This window comes from Deinococcus arcticus, assembly GCF_003028415.1.
GTDB lineage: Bacteria > Deinococcota > Deinococci > Deinococcales > Deinococcaceae > Deinococcus > Deinococcus arcticus.
In genome coordinates, this window is sequence record NZ_PYSV01000017.1 from 18,742 (window position 1) to 34,714 (window position 15,973).

The window sequence follows — 15,973 nt, forward strand, 5'->3', positions numbered from 1 at the left end:
GGAAATCATGTCCAAAAAGAACAAGAATAAATTTAACCCGCGGTCCACGTCCGGTCAGCCGGCCACGACGGCGCCCGCCGGCGCAGCTCAGGTCCCGTCGTTCAATCAGGCGCTCGAAGTCTTCTCCCAACAGTACGGTGACCTGTTGCGAGACACGCTTCCGGAAGAGCAGGTCCAGCTGGCAGCCGTTCCGACGCCGGCCCTGCCAACAGCCGAACCACAGGCGGAACTCGAACGCCGGTTCAAGCAGGTGGCGGAAGCACTGGTTCTGCTTGAGGGCCGCAGGCGCACGCTGGACGCCAAGGTGGCTGAAGCCGAAACGAAATCGGGCGCGGCAGAGAAACGTGGGGACGAGCTGAAAAAAGAGCGGGCCGCGCTCGACACCGACCGGCAGGCGCTGCAGGCCGAACGCCGTCAACTCGACCAGGACAAGCGGCATCTGGTGCAGCGCGAGGAGGACCTGGTCGGGCGGGAAGCCGATGCCGAGGCGGGATTCCTGCAGAAACGCGAGGCGGCCGTGGCTGAACTGCGCACGGAAATCGAGCGGCTCACCACGGAAGGGCGTCGCCTGCACCAGGACCTGCTGACCCAACGGGAGCAACATGAGAAAGCGCTGCGCGAGGCCCGGGAAGCCCATGCCAGCGAGCTGCGACGCCGTGAAACCGAATTCGAGTTGAAGGTCAATGAGGCGCGCGGCGCCGTGGGCCGCGACATGCAGAAGCTTCAGGCCCGGCAGCTCAAGCTGGAGCGCGACCTGCAGCAGCTGGAATTCGAGAAAGAAGATCTCGAGGAGGAACGCCGGCACCTCAAGACACGGGCCCGGCAGGAAGTGGCCCGTGACCTGGAGAAATTCGAAGCCCAGATCCGTGAGCTGCAAGACCGGCTTCAGTCCGCGCGCGGCGAACGCGACACGCTGGCCAAGATGCTGGACGCCCAGGTGCAGGCCACTTTGCAGTTCGGTGGCCGCACGCCCGACGATGTCCTGCGGGAACTGCATACCCTCCGGTCGGAACGCGATCAGCTGCGCAGCCAGCTCAACGCCCGGCCCTCCGAGGACACCGTGCAGCGGCTGCGGCTGCTCGAGACGGAACGCACCGACTGGGAAGCCAAGCGGCTCCAGGACGGCCAGACCATCAGTGAGCTCAAGCAGCGGCTGGAACGGGCTGGCATCGCCGTGACGGAACTGGAGACCCTGCGCGACCACAAACTCAGTCTCGAAACGCAGGCGACCCTGCTGCGCACCGCCTTACGGGAACTGAAAGCCGACGTGGACAAGCACATCACTTCATCCGAAGGCAAGGTTGTCTTCCCGGCCTGCACGGACCTCGATTCCCGGGAAGCCCTGCACGAGATTCCTCCTCTCGATGAGCAGCTGTCCGACCTGGGCGTCTTTGTCAATGGCCTTCAGGTGCGCATGGCGTCGGATGAGCAGCAACCTCTTCAGTACAGCCTGCACACCTTGCGCACGTTCGTGGCCGGCTTGGCCATGAGCCGACTGCACCTCCTGCAGGGCATCAGCGGCACTGGGAAGACCAGCCTGCCGCTCGCGTTTGCCCGCGCCACCGGCGGCCTCAGTTCACTCACTGAAGTGCAGTCTGGCTGGCGGGACAAAGCCGACCTGATCGGGCACTTCAACGCGTTCGAGCGGCGCTTCTACGAAGCGGAGTTCCTGCAGGCGCTGTACAAAGCCACGCTTCCCCGCTACCAGGACATCCCCGTGATGTTGGTGCTCGACGAGATGAACCTGTCGCAAACGGAGCACTACTTCGCGAGCATCCTGTCGATCCTGGAAAACCCGGAGCGCAAGCAACTCACCCTGATGGAAGCCCCGGTCAGTCCTTCACCCAGGAACCTGAAAGACGGCCGCATTCTGGAACTGCCCGACAACGTCTGGTTCATCGGCACAGCCAACCATGACGAAAGCACCAAGGACTTCGCCGACAAGACCTACGACCGCGCGCACGTGATGGAACTGCCCCGCCACCCGGCACAGGTCCAGCCGCAGCGGGTGACGGAGCGGCTCCCCCTCTCATATGCCGCCCTCAATGAGGCGTTCCGGGCCGCCCAACGGACGCACGAAGCGGCGGCCGATCAGGCTTATTCCTACCTGGAAACGGAGCTCGGCGGCGTCCTGCACGACCGGTTCGGGCTGAACTGGGGCAACCGTCTGGAACGGCAGATGAGGGCGTTCGTGCCTGTGATGGTGGCTGCAGGCGGCACGGTCGCGCAGGCGACGGATCACATTCTGGCCAGCAAAGTTCTGCGCAAAGTTCAGAATCAGTTTGACGTGCGGCCGGATGACCTGACGGAGCTGCAACACCAGCTCCGAACAACCTGGCCGAAATTGGGCGGCCTCCCCGAGCAGTCCAACCGCTGTCTCGAACAGGCGCTGCGCCGACTGGGTGTCAGCACCGTCAGCGCATGAGCGGTCAAGCCGTCAGCCGCCTGACTGGCGCAGCGGCCCCGTTGCCGGGCTTCGGCCTCTCTGGCCTCTGGATCAGCGCCACCAGTGGGCTCCTCAATGGTCTGTCGGTTCCGGCCAGGACGCCCCTTCTTCCGGACGCACGGGGCGTCCTGACCTGGAGCGCCGCCCCGGCCGACCCGGTCACCGTGGCATTCCCGGCGCCCCATGAGACCCGGGCGCCGCTCGGCTCGCTTGAGGCGGCGCTCACCGGACTGGCGCTGGACACGGGTGGCTGGGCAGACTGGCTCCAGGTGTCACCGCTCGACCGTGACCTGACTGACGAACTTCACCGGTATCCCCTGGAAGACGCCATGGAGCGGGAACTCCCGCACCTGGAAGAGGTGTGCCGAAAGCCACGGACGCATCTGGAAATTTTTGAGGAACGTCAACTGGTGAGCCGCGCCCGCCAGATCCCGGTGCGGGCCGTCAACTACCTGGCGTCCCATACGGAAGACTGGGACGCGCGGACTTTACGGGGCGTGCGCCCCAGACGGGTCATCACCAACGTCCGCGATGACCTGTATGACATCTACGAGAACCGGGTGGCGGCGCGGCTGGTGGATCATCTCACCCAGTACGTTCGCCGGCGCCTGGCCCGGGTGAGAGAATTGCTTAACGGCTTGGACACCATTGACCTGAACGCCCAGGCCCCCCCGAGTGGCATGCACTGGCGGCAGCGGCGGGTCTACCGGCTCTGGGGCGAGTCCCTTGACCTTACAGAGGCCCAGCGCCTCGGCCGTGAACGCCTGACAGAACTCGACCAACTGCTCTACCGGCTTGGACGGCTGAAAGCGAGCCCGCTCTACAGCCAGGTGCCGACCAAGAGCCAAGTTCCTGCCCAGCTGCGCCTCACCAACATTCTCGGAAACGACCCCCACTACCGCCGCGTCGCCCGCCTGTGGAGATCCTGGCACCGCCATGCCCACACCGGCCACGCCTCCGTTCAGGAGCAGCAGCAGACCGCGCAGCACGAAGCCGCGCAATTCGACCGCTACGCGCTGCTCCTGACCCTCCACGCCCTGCAGCAGTTTGAGTTCACGCCTGTCGCCGACACTGCCCTCCACCCTGGGGCAACCCTGTCCCTGCGAGGCCCTGAAGGCCCCACTGAGCTGACGTGGCAGCTCGACGGCACTTGTTCCCTGCAGCAGGCGGGGACGTCCATCCTCCGGGTGGTTGCCTCACCTACTCCATTCGGTGACCTGCGCCGGGAGGACGTGAGCCGGGCTGTTGCCGCCCTGAGAGAAGAGGCCAGGGCCCTCACCACCCGAACGCTTCTTCTCTACCCGGGCAACGCGCAACAGACCCTGATTCCCGAATTGCAGGCGGTGTCGAGCGATCCCGTCCGGCTGCACCCGATGCTCAGCTGCCTGCCCGTTTCCGCCGTAGATCTGGAAAGTGTTGAGCGGCTGGCCCGCGTGTTGCGCCTGGTGCTCACCGGCGCCCGCTTTACCGCGTACCCACCCACCTTCGAAACCGGTGCAGCCGTGCCGCGCGCTGAGCTTCCTGACGTGCTGCAGCCACGCGGCCCAGGCGGGTGGGCCCTGCTCGGCCCCCTGAGAACGCGACCAGGCTCCTGGACGGAAGAAGGCCGCCGCCGTCAGCAGGTCCTTGAGGACGTGAAGCGGCAACTGGCCACCCATAATGCCGATCGCCTCACCCAGCGCCGCGCCCAGCGCGAGGTGGAACGCCTGCAGGCCGAGTTGGATGAGTGGACCACCTTCCTGACCGCTCTTGAAGCCAGCGAAGAGCACTTGAGCCGCCTGCGCCGCTGCCCGGTCTGCGGGACGGAGGGCGCTGAGTTCTCTCATTGGCAGGACGATCAGTTCCACTGCGAATGCGGCGACTGCGGCGCAGCCTGGAGTTTGAGGCGGTGCCCGGCGTGCCAGCAGCGTCACCCGTGGCTGCTCCCACATCTCCACACTGTCCCGACACTTGAGGCTGACCCTGGCTGGGCCGACCGCCTCTACGGCCGGGACGTGCTGACGCTACCGGACCCCTTCGACCTGGACAGCTTCATTTGTCCGGATGCCCGGTTGTCAGTCGAAGGAAGACACGACGCACCCTGACGCCTGAAGAAAGGGGGACGGCCGCAAAGAACGCCTGCCGGTTCACCTGAATCACAGCGCCTCAGGCCACTGCTTCTCCAACTCCTCCTGCCCAAGGTCGACGGTGATGATCTTCAAGGACCGCCCCCCTCGTAAGTCGATGGATGAAGCCACGGCGGGCAGGCCGGGCAGGCGAGGGTAGATCAGCCACAACTCCCGCGCTGGTGCAGGGTCCACACCTTGAAAGACGTGACTGTACGCGAGCATCTGGTACACGTCCGCATTGCTGACATCGTAGATAGGCGCCTTATCCGGCCTGAGACGTTTCCACTTGGTGTCCGCAACGATGAGCGCACGTCCAGGCAGATGAAGCACCAGGTCTGGCCGCAGCTTGAAAGCGGGCGTGCCCGCCACGTCGCCCAGCGCACGGTCCGTGACCTGGGTGTCCACACGCCAGTCGGGGTAAAGGGCCGCGAGGAGCTGGGCCACGTACGCTTCGTACACCGCGTTCATGTCGAACAGCAGGGCGTTGGCCCGGTTCTCTGAGCCGGCCGCCACTGGGTTGAGGTCGTGAAGCACCATGCGACAGATGCCTTCGAGAGGCGCGAAGTGCGTGTGGCTCCGCCCAAGCCGCCAGGCGGAGAAGTCCGGGGCCACGTTCCGGCTGGGGGGCACGTCATCCAGGGTGGCGAGCAGCTCCCGGGCCAGGCGTCCACTGCTGGGGACGCGTGTGAGCGAGGCGAGCCGCTCCACGGCCAGGCGGGTCAGCCGGGTTTCTGGCCGGTCAGGCAGAAATTCGTCAAAGGTCACGTGGAGCAGGTGCGCCCGGTGAGGCGGCTGCCGCACCTGGCGCGGCAGGTCCAGTCGGCCCCGCAGGCCCTGGCGCTCTTCCTGAACTGGGACATACGCATGGGGAATGCCGCGCCGCACGGCCGCGCGAATGCCTTCCAGGGCGTAGCGGATGACGACTTCAGAGAGAGGCATCTCTGCGGTCTGAAGCTCCGCTGGAGGGGCCACCCGAAACCGCGCGTCCGTGGCAGCCAGCATCCGCACAAGAAGGGCGCGACTGCGGCGGAGTGAGTCGGGCTGGGCACGGTGGCCAGGGCGCTCATGGGTCTTCGGAAGAATCTCCACGGTTGCGCCGTCTGGCGTGCGCACCACGCCCACCCACTGCGTGAGTTTCAGGGCGGCCTGCCCTGAAAGGCGCGTAGGCGTTGCGACGGGCTTCAGGTCGTAGGCGGGGTCCAGCAGCACCGCCTGCACGGCATCGAAAGTCTCTGGTGGCAGGGCCGTGACGTTCGCCCCTGCCTCTGGTGGCCGGGCTCCTCGGACCAGCGTGTCGTGTTCACGGACCTCGAACCGCTGACCATTCATCAGGCGTTAAAGGGGAAATCCGCATCATTCACCTGCGCATAGACCCCGGTGAACGCCTCAATGTTTCCAAACGCCTGCGGATTGAGACGGTACCGAATCTCGCTGCCTTTGCCAATCTGGTGAATGAACTGCGCTTCGAGAGGTTTGCCCGGATCCCCGAGAACCTCGCGGATCTTGCTCCAATCCTCGAAGAAGTACTCCTCAAGCAGGGGCAGGATGCGTTCACGGACGGCGCTGGCAACCCCCTCCAGGGTGGCTGGCAGGCCCAGCAGGTAGGCGTGCCCAATGACCTGCTCACGGCTGAGGAGACGTTCAATCCGGTCATTGATGACGAAGAGGAATTTCCTGAGGTCCAGTCCAGTGTGCTCCAGGGTCAACACAGGAAGGAGTTCAGGTTCGGGCCAGACGGGTTTGAACACGAACCGCCGGCGCAGCGCGGCGTCCAGCAGGGTGAGGCTCCGGTCGGCGGTGTTCATGGTGCCGATGACGTACAGGCTCTGCGGAATGCTGAGCGTCCGGCGACTGAGCGGCAGGGTCACGCTCAGCGCTTCGGACGCTCCGGCGCGTTTGCTGCTTTCCAGGAGCGTGATCAGTTCGCCGAAGATCTTGGAGATGTTGCCACGGTTGATCTCATCAATGATCAGGACGTGCGGCTGAACAGACGGACCAGGCCGCTGCAGGGGTTCGGGAGGGAGGGCGAGACCAAGCGCCTTCAGGACCTGCTCAGGGCTGACGCCGGTCACCCGTTGCAGGGTGGGCGGGGCAAAGGGCTTCCCTAAGGTGCCGGTCGCACTGAGGTTCAGGCCGGTCGCCAGCCAGTTCACGGACCGGGCGTGGGCATAATCGGTGGCGAACGCCGGATCGCTGTGGGGATCGAAGAGGTAGTCCCCCGTGACGATGCCCACCGCGCCGATCCGGTCCACGCCTGTGGCCAGCAGCACGAGGTCACCGGTGCGCATGCTGTCCTTGAAGAGCAGTTGACGGCCACTCAGTTCCTCCACGCCGAGGTGGGTCAGATCCCGGGGTTTGGTTTTGAAGCTGCCCATCCTCAGTTCGCCGCGCGTGAGACTCAGGTCCCGGATGCGACTGACTGGCACTGAGCCGTCGATGTACATGCGCCAGACCTGTGTTCCTGGCTGGGCCTGGGGGACGGCGGGCGTCGGTTGTTCGTCAGAGGTTGGGCTGTCCAGGTGCCCGCCGGCTGCCCGGACTGCCTTCAGGAAGACGCCGTCGTCCAGGCGGTAAGACAGAACACCACCCGTCATGACAGGCTTGATGCCTTCAATGAAGTCCTCGTACCCGAAGGACTGGTGGAAGGTAATGAACGAGACTCGTCCCTGGGCCACCAGCCCGTCGTACCGCGCTTTCCGCGCGGCGCGGCCCTCACGTCCGGCATGGTCCGCGAGGAACACCGGATCAAGAACCGCCAGGGCCTCTTCCACCACGCGGTAGGTCTTCCCCGTGCCCGGAGGCCCATAGAGTATCTGGTTCAGCGGGACACCCGGAACGGGCTGAAAAGCCTGCGGCTCGTGGGCCAGGGTCTGAGTGCCGGCGACCTCAATGACCGGCTCCGCGCTGCCCGTCGCCGGTGAAGCGGTGGGCGGGGACATGAGGCGGTCGAGCAGGGCGAGAAGCTCATCGATGTACGTCAAGGCCGCGTCGAGAAGATCCGGAAAAGCGTCTGACGTCAGGTGCTGCGGGTGCAGGCTCAGCCCGATGCGCAGGCGGCGATTGAGCCCCGTGCCCTGCCGGTAGCGTTCCAGAGCTGTCTCGGCGTCCTGCCACTGCGCTGGCCCCAGGGGCAGCAGGGTCAAGGCGCCGAATTCTGTGTTCAGGGTCAGGGTGGCCTGCAAACCTTCAGGCAGGGGCGCGTTCAGGAGGGCCAGCAGGTGCGCCCATGTGTCCGGGTCCTGCAGGGCCTGCCGGGGGCCGTCCGCCTTGCCGTCTGGGAGGCCCGCTTCCAGGGTGAGTCCGGCAGGGAACGTCACGTACTCATACCCACCGCCATCGGCGAACAACAACGCGCGCGCGAACGCCCCGCTGTCCGTTTTGGCGCCGCCACCAAGACTCACCTTCACCGCGAGCTGCTCGCGGCCGCTGTAGGGCGAGCGGGACGGCTTCAGCGCCGTCCAGTTCCCCGCCATCAGGTCCAGCAGCAGCGGCGCGTACTTGCGGTCAAGGACCAGGTTGCCTTTCACGCGGTCACCCACGTACTGCCCGGCATCCGCCTGATACTGCGTGAACGGGAAGTGGTCGCTGTCCATCACGGCCACCTGGTTGCCGCTTTGCGCCTGGAGCCAGGCGGCGTGTGACAGCGCAGGAAAGTCTGCATTCAGCCGCCGGGCTAAGCCCAGCACGGTGTCGTAGTCCGCCAGGGTCTGAACCTGCCCGGCTTGTGCCACGCCCCGCCCTTGCAGGTAGGGCACATTCACGCCGTTCAGGGCCAAATACCGCTCTGGATTGAGCCAGAACAGGCCCTGCGTGAGTTTGGGCAAGGCCACTTTCCTGATGTTCAGGGCCGCCTCGAAGGTCTGGGCGTCAAGGTTGCCGTCGACCGCCTGACGGGCCAGCTGCCAGAGCGTCGGGACGTCCCCAGCCTGACGCTTGCTGCGGTAAGCAAAGAACCAGGCGTTCATGGGGTTGCTCCACGGCACGCCGTTCAGGTCTGTCGGCACGTCCGCCTGGATCCCCAACGCTGCGCCCACCTTGGCGAACAGGTTTAGGGCCGAGCTGTTGGACGTGTGCTTCAGAATCAGCGAGAAGAACGTGAAGGGATCCATCTCGGTCAGGGGTTCGCCTTCGTCGTGGTTGATGGCGATGCCCGCAGTCCGGAGTATCTGAATCAGTTCGAGTTGCCGGTCCTCGTAGTCCAGCAGGCGCGCTGCCAGCTCACGGAAGAAGGGCTGCCAGGTGGTCACCATCCCGCCTGCGGGCAGGTGGTCCGTTGGCCCCGCACTCCCGGCCTGGGCCAACCAGTCCCCGTACGTCACCTCTGGCTGATCCTCCCGCTTCCACTCCAGCTTCCCATTGGCCGTGCGGCCCAGCACCGCGACCGCAGCCGCGCTGGGCGACGCGAAAGGCGTGTCTGCCGTGAAACGAAGCTGGCCCGCGCCAGCCTCGACCAGCTGACCTGTGGCGCGGAGGTTGGCGCGCAACTGTGCGTACGTGTGATTCGCCAGGGACGGCACTTCCTCCGCCCGGGCCGTGCTGCCCGCCAGCACCACGAACTGCCCAGCTCGCACCTGGGCCTGGGCCTGCACACCAGAGGTGTTCAACTTAAACGTTGGCCCGGTCGCAGCGCCAGCAGGAGCAGTGGTGTCCATTGCGGCGATTCTATGGGTTACAGGAGGTCGAGGATGACCTTTTTCAGCGGGTCCAGCGCAGGGCAGTACAGGTCATCCGTGCCCAGGTGGTTGTACCGGTTCAACGCGGAGAGGTACACGTCCCTGGAGAGGCGGCTCAGGTTTGGCGGGTCGAACCCAGCCGTGAGGAATTGCCCCGTCAGCACGAGGCGGGCCGTGCGGCCATTGCCATCCTCGAATGGGTGAATGCGGATCAAGCGCGCGTGAACATACGCGCTCACCATCACCACGCCTTCCAGGCGGTCCGCGGCGTCTGGAAGGTAACTCAGGTAGTCCAGATGTTCATTGGCGTGGGCGTAGGTGGCGTGCACCGCCGCGTCAATCTCCGATGGTGGCAGGCCATAGTACGACCCGAAGGTGACGTCACCCGTGCGCCAGGCCCCTGCCCGGATGCCCAACGCGGCCCCCAGCACTGCGTGCCACGCTTGGAGATCGCTGACCTGCAAGGTGGCTGGGGGCGCGTCGAAGAGCTGGTGATGGAGCAGCAAGAGCGCCTGAGTGGTTGCTGGAACCTGCTCAGGCGCGTCGTTTTTACCTCTTGGACTCTCGTCACCCATGCATGCCGGGGAGGGAAACGGCAAGGCCTTCCAGGCGCTGCGTGGCGATCACCTGCTGATCAATGAAGGTGCGGCGGTCCACGCCCCTCAAAGTGCCCTGACGTGCCTGACGGTGAATCACAAGCTGTGCCTTCGCCCGCGCCCATTGCGCGGCTGTGGGGGGGACATGCACCCACTTGCCGTCTGGCCCTTTGGCAAGCTCACGGCCCAGGTAGAACGCCTGCATGGCCTCCTGGGAAATGATCCGGTCGCAGTTTGCCCCGGCGGGCAGATCACCGCGGGTGTCTTTCCACGGCGCGTCCTCGTGGCTCAGGTCGCTGAGCTCGTACGCCGTCAGGTGCCCGTATTTTGCCCAGGTGGCGCGCAGGAGCTCGACGTCCGCAGCAGGCAGTGGAGCGGGCATGACCTGCCCGTCCCAGATGTCACGGTTCACCGGGCCGTGCCGCCACGCCTGAAACTCTTCCGAGAAAAGGGGCAGGCCCCGCTGCACCAGCGCCGCCGCCTGCGCGTAGTACAGAATCTTCTGGAGTTTCATGCCTTCGGCCCCGAATTCCTGTTGGAGTACCGCTGCTGCCGCTGCAATGGTCGTCATGCCCTCACCCCCTGGGACAAGCAGTATACGCCTCCATTCTGACGGGAGCATAACGAAGGTTTGGAGCGGAAGCTGTTGAGGTGTCCGGATAGACGTGAGCATCTTCTGGTGCATGGCCCTGCAGGGAGGAGGTCAAAGACCTCGTCACTCCACCTCACTGTGCTGTTGCAACTATGCCTCCAACTCGGCTTGCCTGGATTCAAATGTCTGCAACGCCGCGTCCACCAGCTCCTGAGGGTGACCCGGTTTTGCGCAGGTGGAGATAAGCCTCAAAGATAGGAGGCGCCATCATGACGAACCGCAGAATTCATACCGCCGAGTTCAAGCGAGATGCCGTGCAACTCGCCCGAACCAGCGGCAACCTCTCGGGCACCGCCCGCGACCTGGGCATCAATGCCTCACTGCTGCGAAAGTGGATGAACGCCGAGGAGGAGAAGGGCGAGTCGGCTTTTCCTGGTCAGGGGAAACAGATCCTGACCCCAGAACAGCAGGAGATTCAGCGGCTGTGCAAAGAGAACGAAATCCTGCGCCAGGAGCGTGAGATTCTGAAAAAAGCGGCGGCCTGTCTTGGGCAGAACAGCACCCGTATGGGGCTTGCCCGCTTCTTCGCCAAAGAGATCACACGCTGAGGTACCGCTTCATCCACGCTCACCGCACGCACTACCGTCTGGACGTGATGTGTCGGGTGCTGGAGGTTTCGGTGAGCGGGTACCACAGTTGGCGAAGAAGGCCGATCTCGAACCGCAAGCAGCAGGATGCGCTGCTGGAGCAGCGCATCCTGGACGCTCATCAGCGCAGTAAGGGCAGATATGGGGCACCACGCGTTCACGCAGAACTGCGAGCCGAAGGCCTGCGGGTGTCTCGAAAGCGTGTGGCTCGCCTGATGCGCTCGGGGGGGCTCCGGGCCAAAGGGAAGCGCCGCTGGGTGCGAACCACCGACAGCCACCACACCCTCTCGGTCTGCCCAAATCTGCTGGAGCGCCAGTTCGAGGTCCACCAGCCCAACCAGGTCTGGGCGTCCGACCTGACGTACCTGCCGACGAGAGAAGGCTGGCTGTACCTGGCGATCACACTGGACCTGCACTCCCGGGCTGTGGTGGGCTATGCGATGGACGCGTCCATGCCCGCCACGTTGCCGCTGGCCGCCCTTCAAATGGCCGCAGGGCGCCGCCTTCCCCCACCGGGCCTGCTGCATCACAGCGATAGGGGCAGCCAATACGCCAGCAGGCTCTTTCAGGAAGAACTGGCCCGCCTGCGGGCCAGGGGCAGCATGAGCCGCAAGGGGGATTGCTGGGACAATGCCGTCGTGGAAAGTTTTTTCAGCTCCCTGAAACGGGAGCTGTTCGAGGAGGTCATCTTCGAGAGCCGTGCTGCTGCCCGCCATGCTGTCTTCGAGTACATGGAAGTCTTCTATAACCGCCAGCGCCGTCATTCCACTCTGGGGTACTTGACGCCCCTGGAGTTCGAACGCCAAGCGACAGCCGCTTAACTTCAACTACGCACAATCGGGGCAGGCCCAGTGCTGCGTCATTCAGACCGCCACGGTCGCCGGTCAGCCACTGCTCCTGCTCCAGCGGCGTCACCACCAGGTCCAGGTCGCGTTCCCCTTGCACGACGCTCATCAGTGAGATGTTGCGCAGCCGCAAGCCCCGCGCCTCCAGCGTATGAATGCAGTGGCGCTCGACCTCGTTCAGCTCCGCCTGTTTCACCCGCTTGAAGGTCATTTGCGTGATGTCCGTGTGGTTCTTGCGGTGATCGTTAAATCGCCGCACTACATCCACGGCCTGGCCGATGTACCGTTCACCGTTGACAAACCCCAACACGTAGATGCCGCAGCGTTCCTTCGGCTTATGCCGGTCTGCGATTGAAGAGCGGCCTGTGATTTCCTGCCACTCTGGAAAGCCCAGCGCCCAGAGGTGATCGTCGCCCGGTTGGGCACTGGTATTGGTCACCAAATCCTCCATTTGTGAGGCGATTTTGCCTTTCTCTTACCTCATTTCGGGAAATTATCCACGATGCTCTCTACCTAGGGATAGAACCGAACAGTGTCGAGGTTACCCACGGCCTACGAGTTACGCTCGCCATCCGGCCAGGGGAACTCGCTTTCCAGTGCGGGCAATCCCGTTGGCCCACTCCACGGTAGACGGGTCACCCCCTGCGTGCTGAGCATTATTCATAAATACCCGTGTCAGCCAGAACACTTGCTCTGTCAGTGTAGATAAATCCGCACGGTCACTATGCATGACCTCCAGCTCAGTGGGGCGCGCCACAACTGACTGGGTATTCGTAACGAGCAGGCAACGCCGGGAATCCAGTGCCAGCACAGTTCCCTCTTCAGCATCCGCCACCATGCTCAGGTTGCTCTTTTTTACAGCCAGGAGGGTCACGCAGGGGATCCCCAGGTCGTTCAGAGCAATCATGAAGTCGTCCACTTCGCCGTCCAAGAATCGCCCATCTCGGTGAACAACGACTTGGTCAGGTCGCTTGCCTCGAAGAAGCTTGCTAAAGCCCTCTTTCAACTCACCCAGGCTTAAGCGCTCATTTCCAACCCGCTTTCGGAGAGTGACACAGTTCACTGGACGGCCCCTGAACTCGTGTAAGGAAAACGCGGGAACACTTTTTCCTTCGCGGTGGTCGTGACCTAGGTCTACGCCAACGAAGAACGTTCGCTCAGTGATTCCGGGAAGATTCACTACATCCCAAGGTATTGCCCCAGCCTTCTGCGCCAGTTTCACGGCGACATTGACCCAGGCCATGTACTCGCTCCGGGGCCGGTTCAGCATCTCACGGCTGATCGGCAGCAACTTGCTCACACCCAGCCGGCCAAGTTGTCCGAACAGAGCGTCCCGTTCCTCGCGCCTCATGGTTTGTGAGAGGATCACCAATCCAATCAATTGACGGCCTGCCCTGTCCGCCTCGGCCGCAACTCCATCAAGCTCCTCTGGAGCCAGTAATCGACCGTTCGTCGATTCATACTTGTGCAAGCCTTTGACGAGGTCAAACGGCTCCAACCCCAGCTTTCGGTAATCTCCAGCGCTCCAGAAGGAGTAAAGCGTGTCATCCGATTCCCGGCGATTCAAGTGCTTTCTCAGACCTTCAGAAGCATCTGGGTGCCGGAGGACCACCTCGCGGGGCAACAGATGCGCCAACAACTCCTGTCGAAGCTGTTGATTCGCAGGCAGGTCTTCCAGTTCTGGAGGCACTACCAGAAGCCGCACTGGGAGGGGCGGTGGCGTAAGAATGCCCCGCTTATGTACTTCAGTGACATCACGCCCAAAGCCACGACCGAATCGCAAGCGTTGCCCTTCGATTACTTTCCCGTCGACCTCCAGCGGCTCTAATGAGGTGACGAACGGTTGCCACAAGCCCGGAAGTTGGACAAGTTGCCGTACTTCAGCCATGCTCAAGGCTGAGCAGTGGTGTGCATCGCCGGAGAGATTCAAGTCGCTCAATGCCTTTGAGGAGAAACTGAGGTGCCACAAATCCTCTGCCCCACGCTCCGAACGACGAAAAACCCAGTTGTCTGCTTCCCTAAGGAGCCGCTCCCGCTGTCCAGAACGGAGGCACACGGCATGTAGCTGAGAAACACTGTGGGCTAAGGTCGAGCCCCACGCCTGCATGGCTTCAGTTGTCCAGGGAAGCGCCGAGAGGAACGTGCGTCCTGGCCGCAGCACCAGCCAGATCTGACCAGAATGCCGTTCCAGCTCCCACTCCCAGCGGAGATGGGCATTGACTGGGATGCCAGCGGCAGTGCGTTTGGGTGTTTGGAGAGGCGCACGCTGTTGGGTTGGGTGAATGGCCGCTCGCGCTCGCTCAGTCAGCACATAACCTGACTGGAGCAAAGCTCCACGGATAAGGGACGAAACCCCACGTTCAAACGCTGGGTCTTCTGGCATAAGCCTTTTAGATAGATCCGCCACCGCACCCCGAAATTCTGGCCGGGGTAGGCCGTGATACACACTAACTTGCCCATCCCGTTGCTCCGCCGTGAAGCCTTCGCGGCGAACAAACCCCAGGAGGGCACGTGGATTTTGGTGCCGGTAGGATGTCCTAAAAAGCGGAATGTCTGCTCTGAGGGGAAAATGGTTGAGCCTCAATCTCTCCGTATCCTCTGTGAATTCCTGGTCAAGCGTCCGATTTCGGAGCTGACCTTCGCGGCTTTTTGGCAGGCACTTTGCTTGTGTTGGTTGTCTCAGCGAGGTGGTTAACTGAGCCGCCCTGACTTACGCCACTTTCGACTACTGCGGCAGCCGACGGTATAAAAAAACTAGGCAGCACAAAGCCTGTCCAACCAAAACGCTGCGTGAGATTTAGCACTAGTTCGCGCATAAAGGGCCACACGTGAACTGGTGCATTGCGCCGTGTAAATTCTTCCAGCACTGAATCTTCGAGCGCCTCCGCCGACAAGTAGGAAAGGTGATAGAGACAAATGAACCGACCCACCTCGAGTCCCTTATCGGTGAGGAACTGCATTTGCAGACGCGCCTCGATATCGAAGGTTCGGGCCTGGGTGTTGCTCTGCACGCATCCCATAGTGAATTTGGTATCTACCCGAACATTGAGTTCTTGCAAATTGGAGGGTTTAGCACTCGCGTTGACTTCGCCTAGCTCAATGCGGGTGGGTTGCACGCCCGCTACGAAACGGTTGTAGGAGGCGGCATTCATTGCAGGAGGGGTTTTAGTGTGGGCGCGTGGCATTAGCCGTTCCGGACTTTAGGGAGCGGCGGGCAGGGGTCCACAATGACCTGAACTGGAATGGGCGGTATGAAGGGGATGTTTGGAGGGGAGCGCCTCAGCACATTCTCTGTAGAGGTGGAAACTTCGAACTGAACGTCAGCGTGTCTGGACCTCACGACCACTTCGACTTCGCAGTCCAGGAACCCCAGCAGTCGCGTGAGCCGCTCAATGGAGAAGCCCTTTAATTTGCCGCGCACAATATTAGAGACATCAGACTGAGACACGCCCATAACGGCGGCGGCTTGTGCCTGAGTCCACGCCCTTTCACGCACTTCACGGGCGATAGCCAGAGCCAGATCAGCTTGTATGAGACTCTCACCTGGATTATCCAAGCCCAAGTCGGCAAAGATGTTTCCACTGCTCTTCTCGAACTCAATTTCGCTGCTAGCGCCTTTTTTCATTTTATCTACCCTTTTTCTTTGCTACTTTTCGCACTTCATTTGACTTGTCTTTTTCTGCTAACAACTCTTCATGTATTTGCTTCGCCTTAGAAAAACGTGCCGCAACCATGTCCTTGTCTAACTGGGATGTTTTTATTCCTGTAGACGATTTTTTCTGAAAAGCGTGTAGCACATAAATTCCGGTAGATAGATTGACTAGGTATACGGTACGAAACGTTGAATCGGAGTTGCTGATACGGATTTCGTATACACCAGCCTCGCCCTTCCAAACCTTGATAGAGGAATGCTGACCGCCATTTTGGACAGCCCGTAAGACGAAGCCAAACTCACGAATCACCTCCTCCGGCATTTCCCGCAGATCCTTTTTGCTGGATCCAACCCAGAACAGATCGCGGCTCAACTGGTCATCACCTTACCAGGAACTATAGCAGATCTACGATA

At 62.6% G+C, this 15,973-nt stretch carries 11 protein-coding genes and 1 pseudogene; 4 read left to right on the forward strand and 8 right to left on the reverse strand.

The genetic code is table 11. The annotated features are described in order from the left end of the window. Positions 1-7: 7 nt before the first annotated feature. A complete protein-coding gene (locus C8263_RS15275; protein WP_107139001.1) occupies positions 8-2,425 on the forward strand; it encodes a hypothetical protein in 2,418 nt (805 codons plus the stop codon). Then, positions 2,422-4,530: a hypothetical protein gene (locus C8263_RS15280; RefSeq protein WP_107139002.1), complete on the forward strand. Its 2,109-nt coding sequence runs from the start codon at positions 2,422-2,424 to the stop codon at positions 4,528-4,530. Before C8263_RS15275 ends, C8263_RS15280 begins: the two co-directional genes overlap by 4 nt. A 51-nt stretch (positions 4,531-4,581) precedes the next feature. Here the strand turns inward: C8263_RS15280 and C8263_RS15285 are convergent, their stop codons facing one another. The 4 genes from C8263_RS15285 to C8263_RS15300 form a co-directional block, all read right to left on the reverse strand. Continuing rightward, on the reverse strand, positions 4,582-5,883 hold the full coding sequence (locus tag C8263_RS15285) for an McrC family protein (RefSeq protein WP_107139003.1): 1,302 nt from the start codon (positions 5,881-5,883) through the stop codon (positions 4,582-4,584). After that, the gene (locus C8263_RS15290) at positions 5,883-9,206 is read right to left on the reverse strand and encodes a DUF4357 domain-containing protein (protein ID WP_107139004.1); all 3,324 of its coding nucleotides are present in this window, start codon (positions 9,204-9,206) and stop codon (positions 5,883-5,885) included. Before C8263_RS15290 ends, C8263_RS15285 begins: the two co-directional genes overlap by 1 nt. A 17-nt stretch (positions 9,207-9,223) precedes the next feature. After that, the gene (locus C8263_RS15295) at positions 9,224-9,733 is read right to left on the reverse strand and encodes a Fic family protein (protein WP_158263826.1); all 510 of its coding nucleotides are present in this window, start codon (positions 9,731-9,733) and stop codon (positions 9,224-9,226) included. A gap of 61 nt (positions 9,734-9,794) precedes the next feature. Then, on the reverse strand, positions 9,795-10,394 hold the full coding sequence (locus C8263_RS15300; RefSeq protein ID WP_158263827.1) for a Panacea domain-containing protein: 600 nt from the start codon (positions 10,392-10,394) through the stop codon (positions 9,795-9,797). Between the two features lie 290 nt (positions 10,395-10,684). Here C8263_RS15300 and C8263_RS15305 point away from each other — a divergent pair. Together C8263_RS15305 and C8263_RS19505 are read left to right on the forward strand one after the other, a co-directional pair. Further along, a pseudogene (locus tag C8263_RS15305) lies at positions 10,685-11,883 on the forward strand (IS3 family transposase). A 175-nt stretch (positions 11,884-12,058) separates the two neighbouring features. Then, positions 12,059-12,262: a hypothetical protein gene (locus C8263_RS19505; protein ID WP_199188421.1), complete on the forward strand. Its 204-nt coding sequence runs from the start codon at positions 12,059-12,061 to the stop codon at positions 12,260-12,262. 204 nt (positions 12,263-12,466) lie between these two features. On the opposite strand, the gene C8263_RS19015 is transcribed toward C8263_RS19505, so the two are convergent. The 4 genes from C8263_RS19015 to C8263_RS15325 form a co-directional block, all read right to left on the reverse strand. Continuing rightward, a complete protein-coding gene (locus C8263_RS19015) occupies positions 12,467-13,846 on the reverse strand; it encodes a Piwi domain-containing protein (RefSeq protein ID WP_158263828.1) in 1,380 nt (459 codons plus the stop codon). A 673-nt stretch (positions 13,847-14,519) separates the two neighbouring features. Then, positions 14,520-15,059: a hypothetical protein gene (locus C8263_RS15315; protein ID WP_233218847.1), complete on the reverse strand. Its 540-nt coding sequence runs from the start codon at positions 15,057-15,059 to the stop codon at positions 14,520-14,522. A gap of 32 nt (positions 15,060-15,091) precedes the next feature. Then, complete coding sequence (locus tag C8263_RS15320) at positions 15,092-15,532, reverse strand: helix-turn-helix domain-containing protein (protein ID WP_107139009.1); 441 nt, start codon at positions 15,530-15,532, stop codon at positions 15,092-15,094. A gap of 1 nt (position 15,533) precedes the next feature. Next, complete coding sequence (locus C8263_RS15325; RefSeq protein ID WP_199188420.1) at positions 15,534-15,932, reverse strand: type II toxin-antitoxin system RelE/ParE family toxin; 399 nt, start codon at positions 15,930-15,932, stop codon at positions 15,534-15,536. Between the last annotated feature and the right edge of the window lie 41 nt (positions 15,933-15,973).

Bases quoted from the DNA above. Each gene is read 5' to 3' on its own strand.
- C8263_RS15275 (WP_107139001.1), top strand. From the start codon at position 8: ATGTCCAAAAAGAACAAGAATAAATTTAACCCGCGGTCCACGTCCGGT.
- C8263_RS15280 (WP_107139002.1), top strand. From the start codon at position 2,422: ATGAGCGGTCAAGCCGTCAGCCGCCTGACTGGCGCAGCGGCCCCGTTG.
- C8263_RS15285 (WP_107139003.1), bottom strand. From the start codon at position 5,883: ATGAATGGTCAGCGGTTCGAGGTCCGTGAACACGACACGCTGGTCCGA.
- C8263_RS15290 (WP_107139004.1), bottom strand. From the start codon at position 9,206: ATGGACACCACTGCTCCTGCTGGCGCTGCGACCGGGCCAACGTTTAAG.
- C8263_RS15300 (WP_158263827.1), bottom strand. From the start codon at position 10,394: ATGACGACCATTGCAGCGGCAGCAGCGGTACTCCAACAGGAATTCGGG.
- C8263_RS19505 (WP_199188421.1), top strand. From the start codon at position 12,059: ATGAATGCAGTGGCGCTCGACCTCGTTCAGCTCCGCCTGTTTCACCCG.
- C8263_RS15315 (WP_233218847.1), bottom strand. From the start codon at position 15,059: ATGAATGCCGCCTCCTACAACCGTTTCGTAGCGGGCGTGCAACCCACC.
- C8263_RS15320 (WP_107139009.1), bottom strand. From the start codon at position 15,532: ATGAAAAAAGGCGCTAGCAGCGAAATTGAGTTCGAGAAGAGCAGTGGA.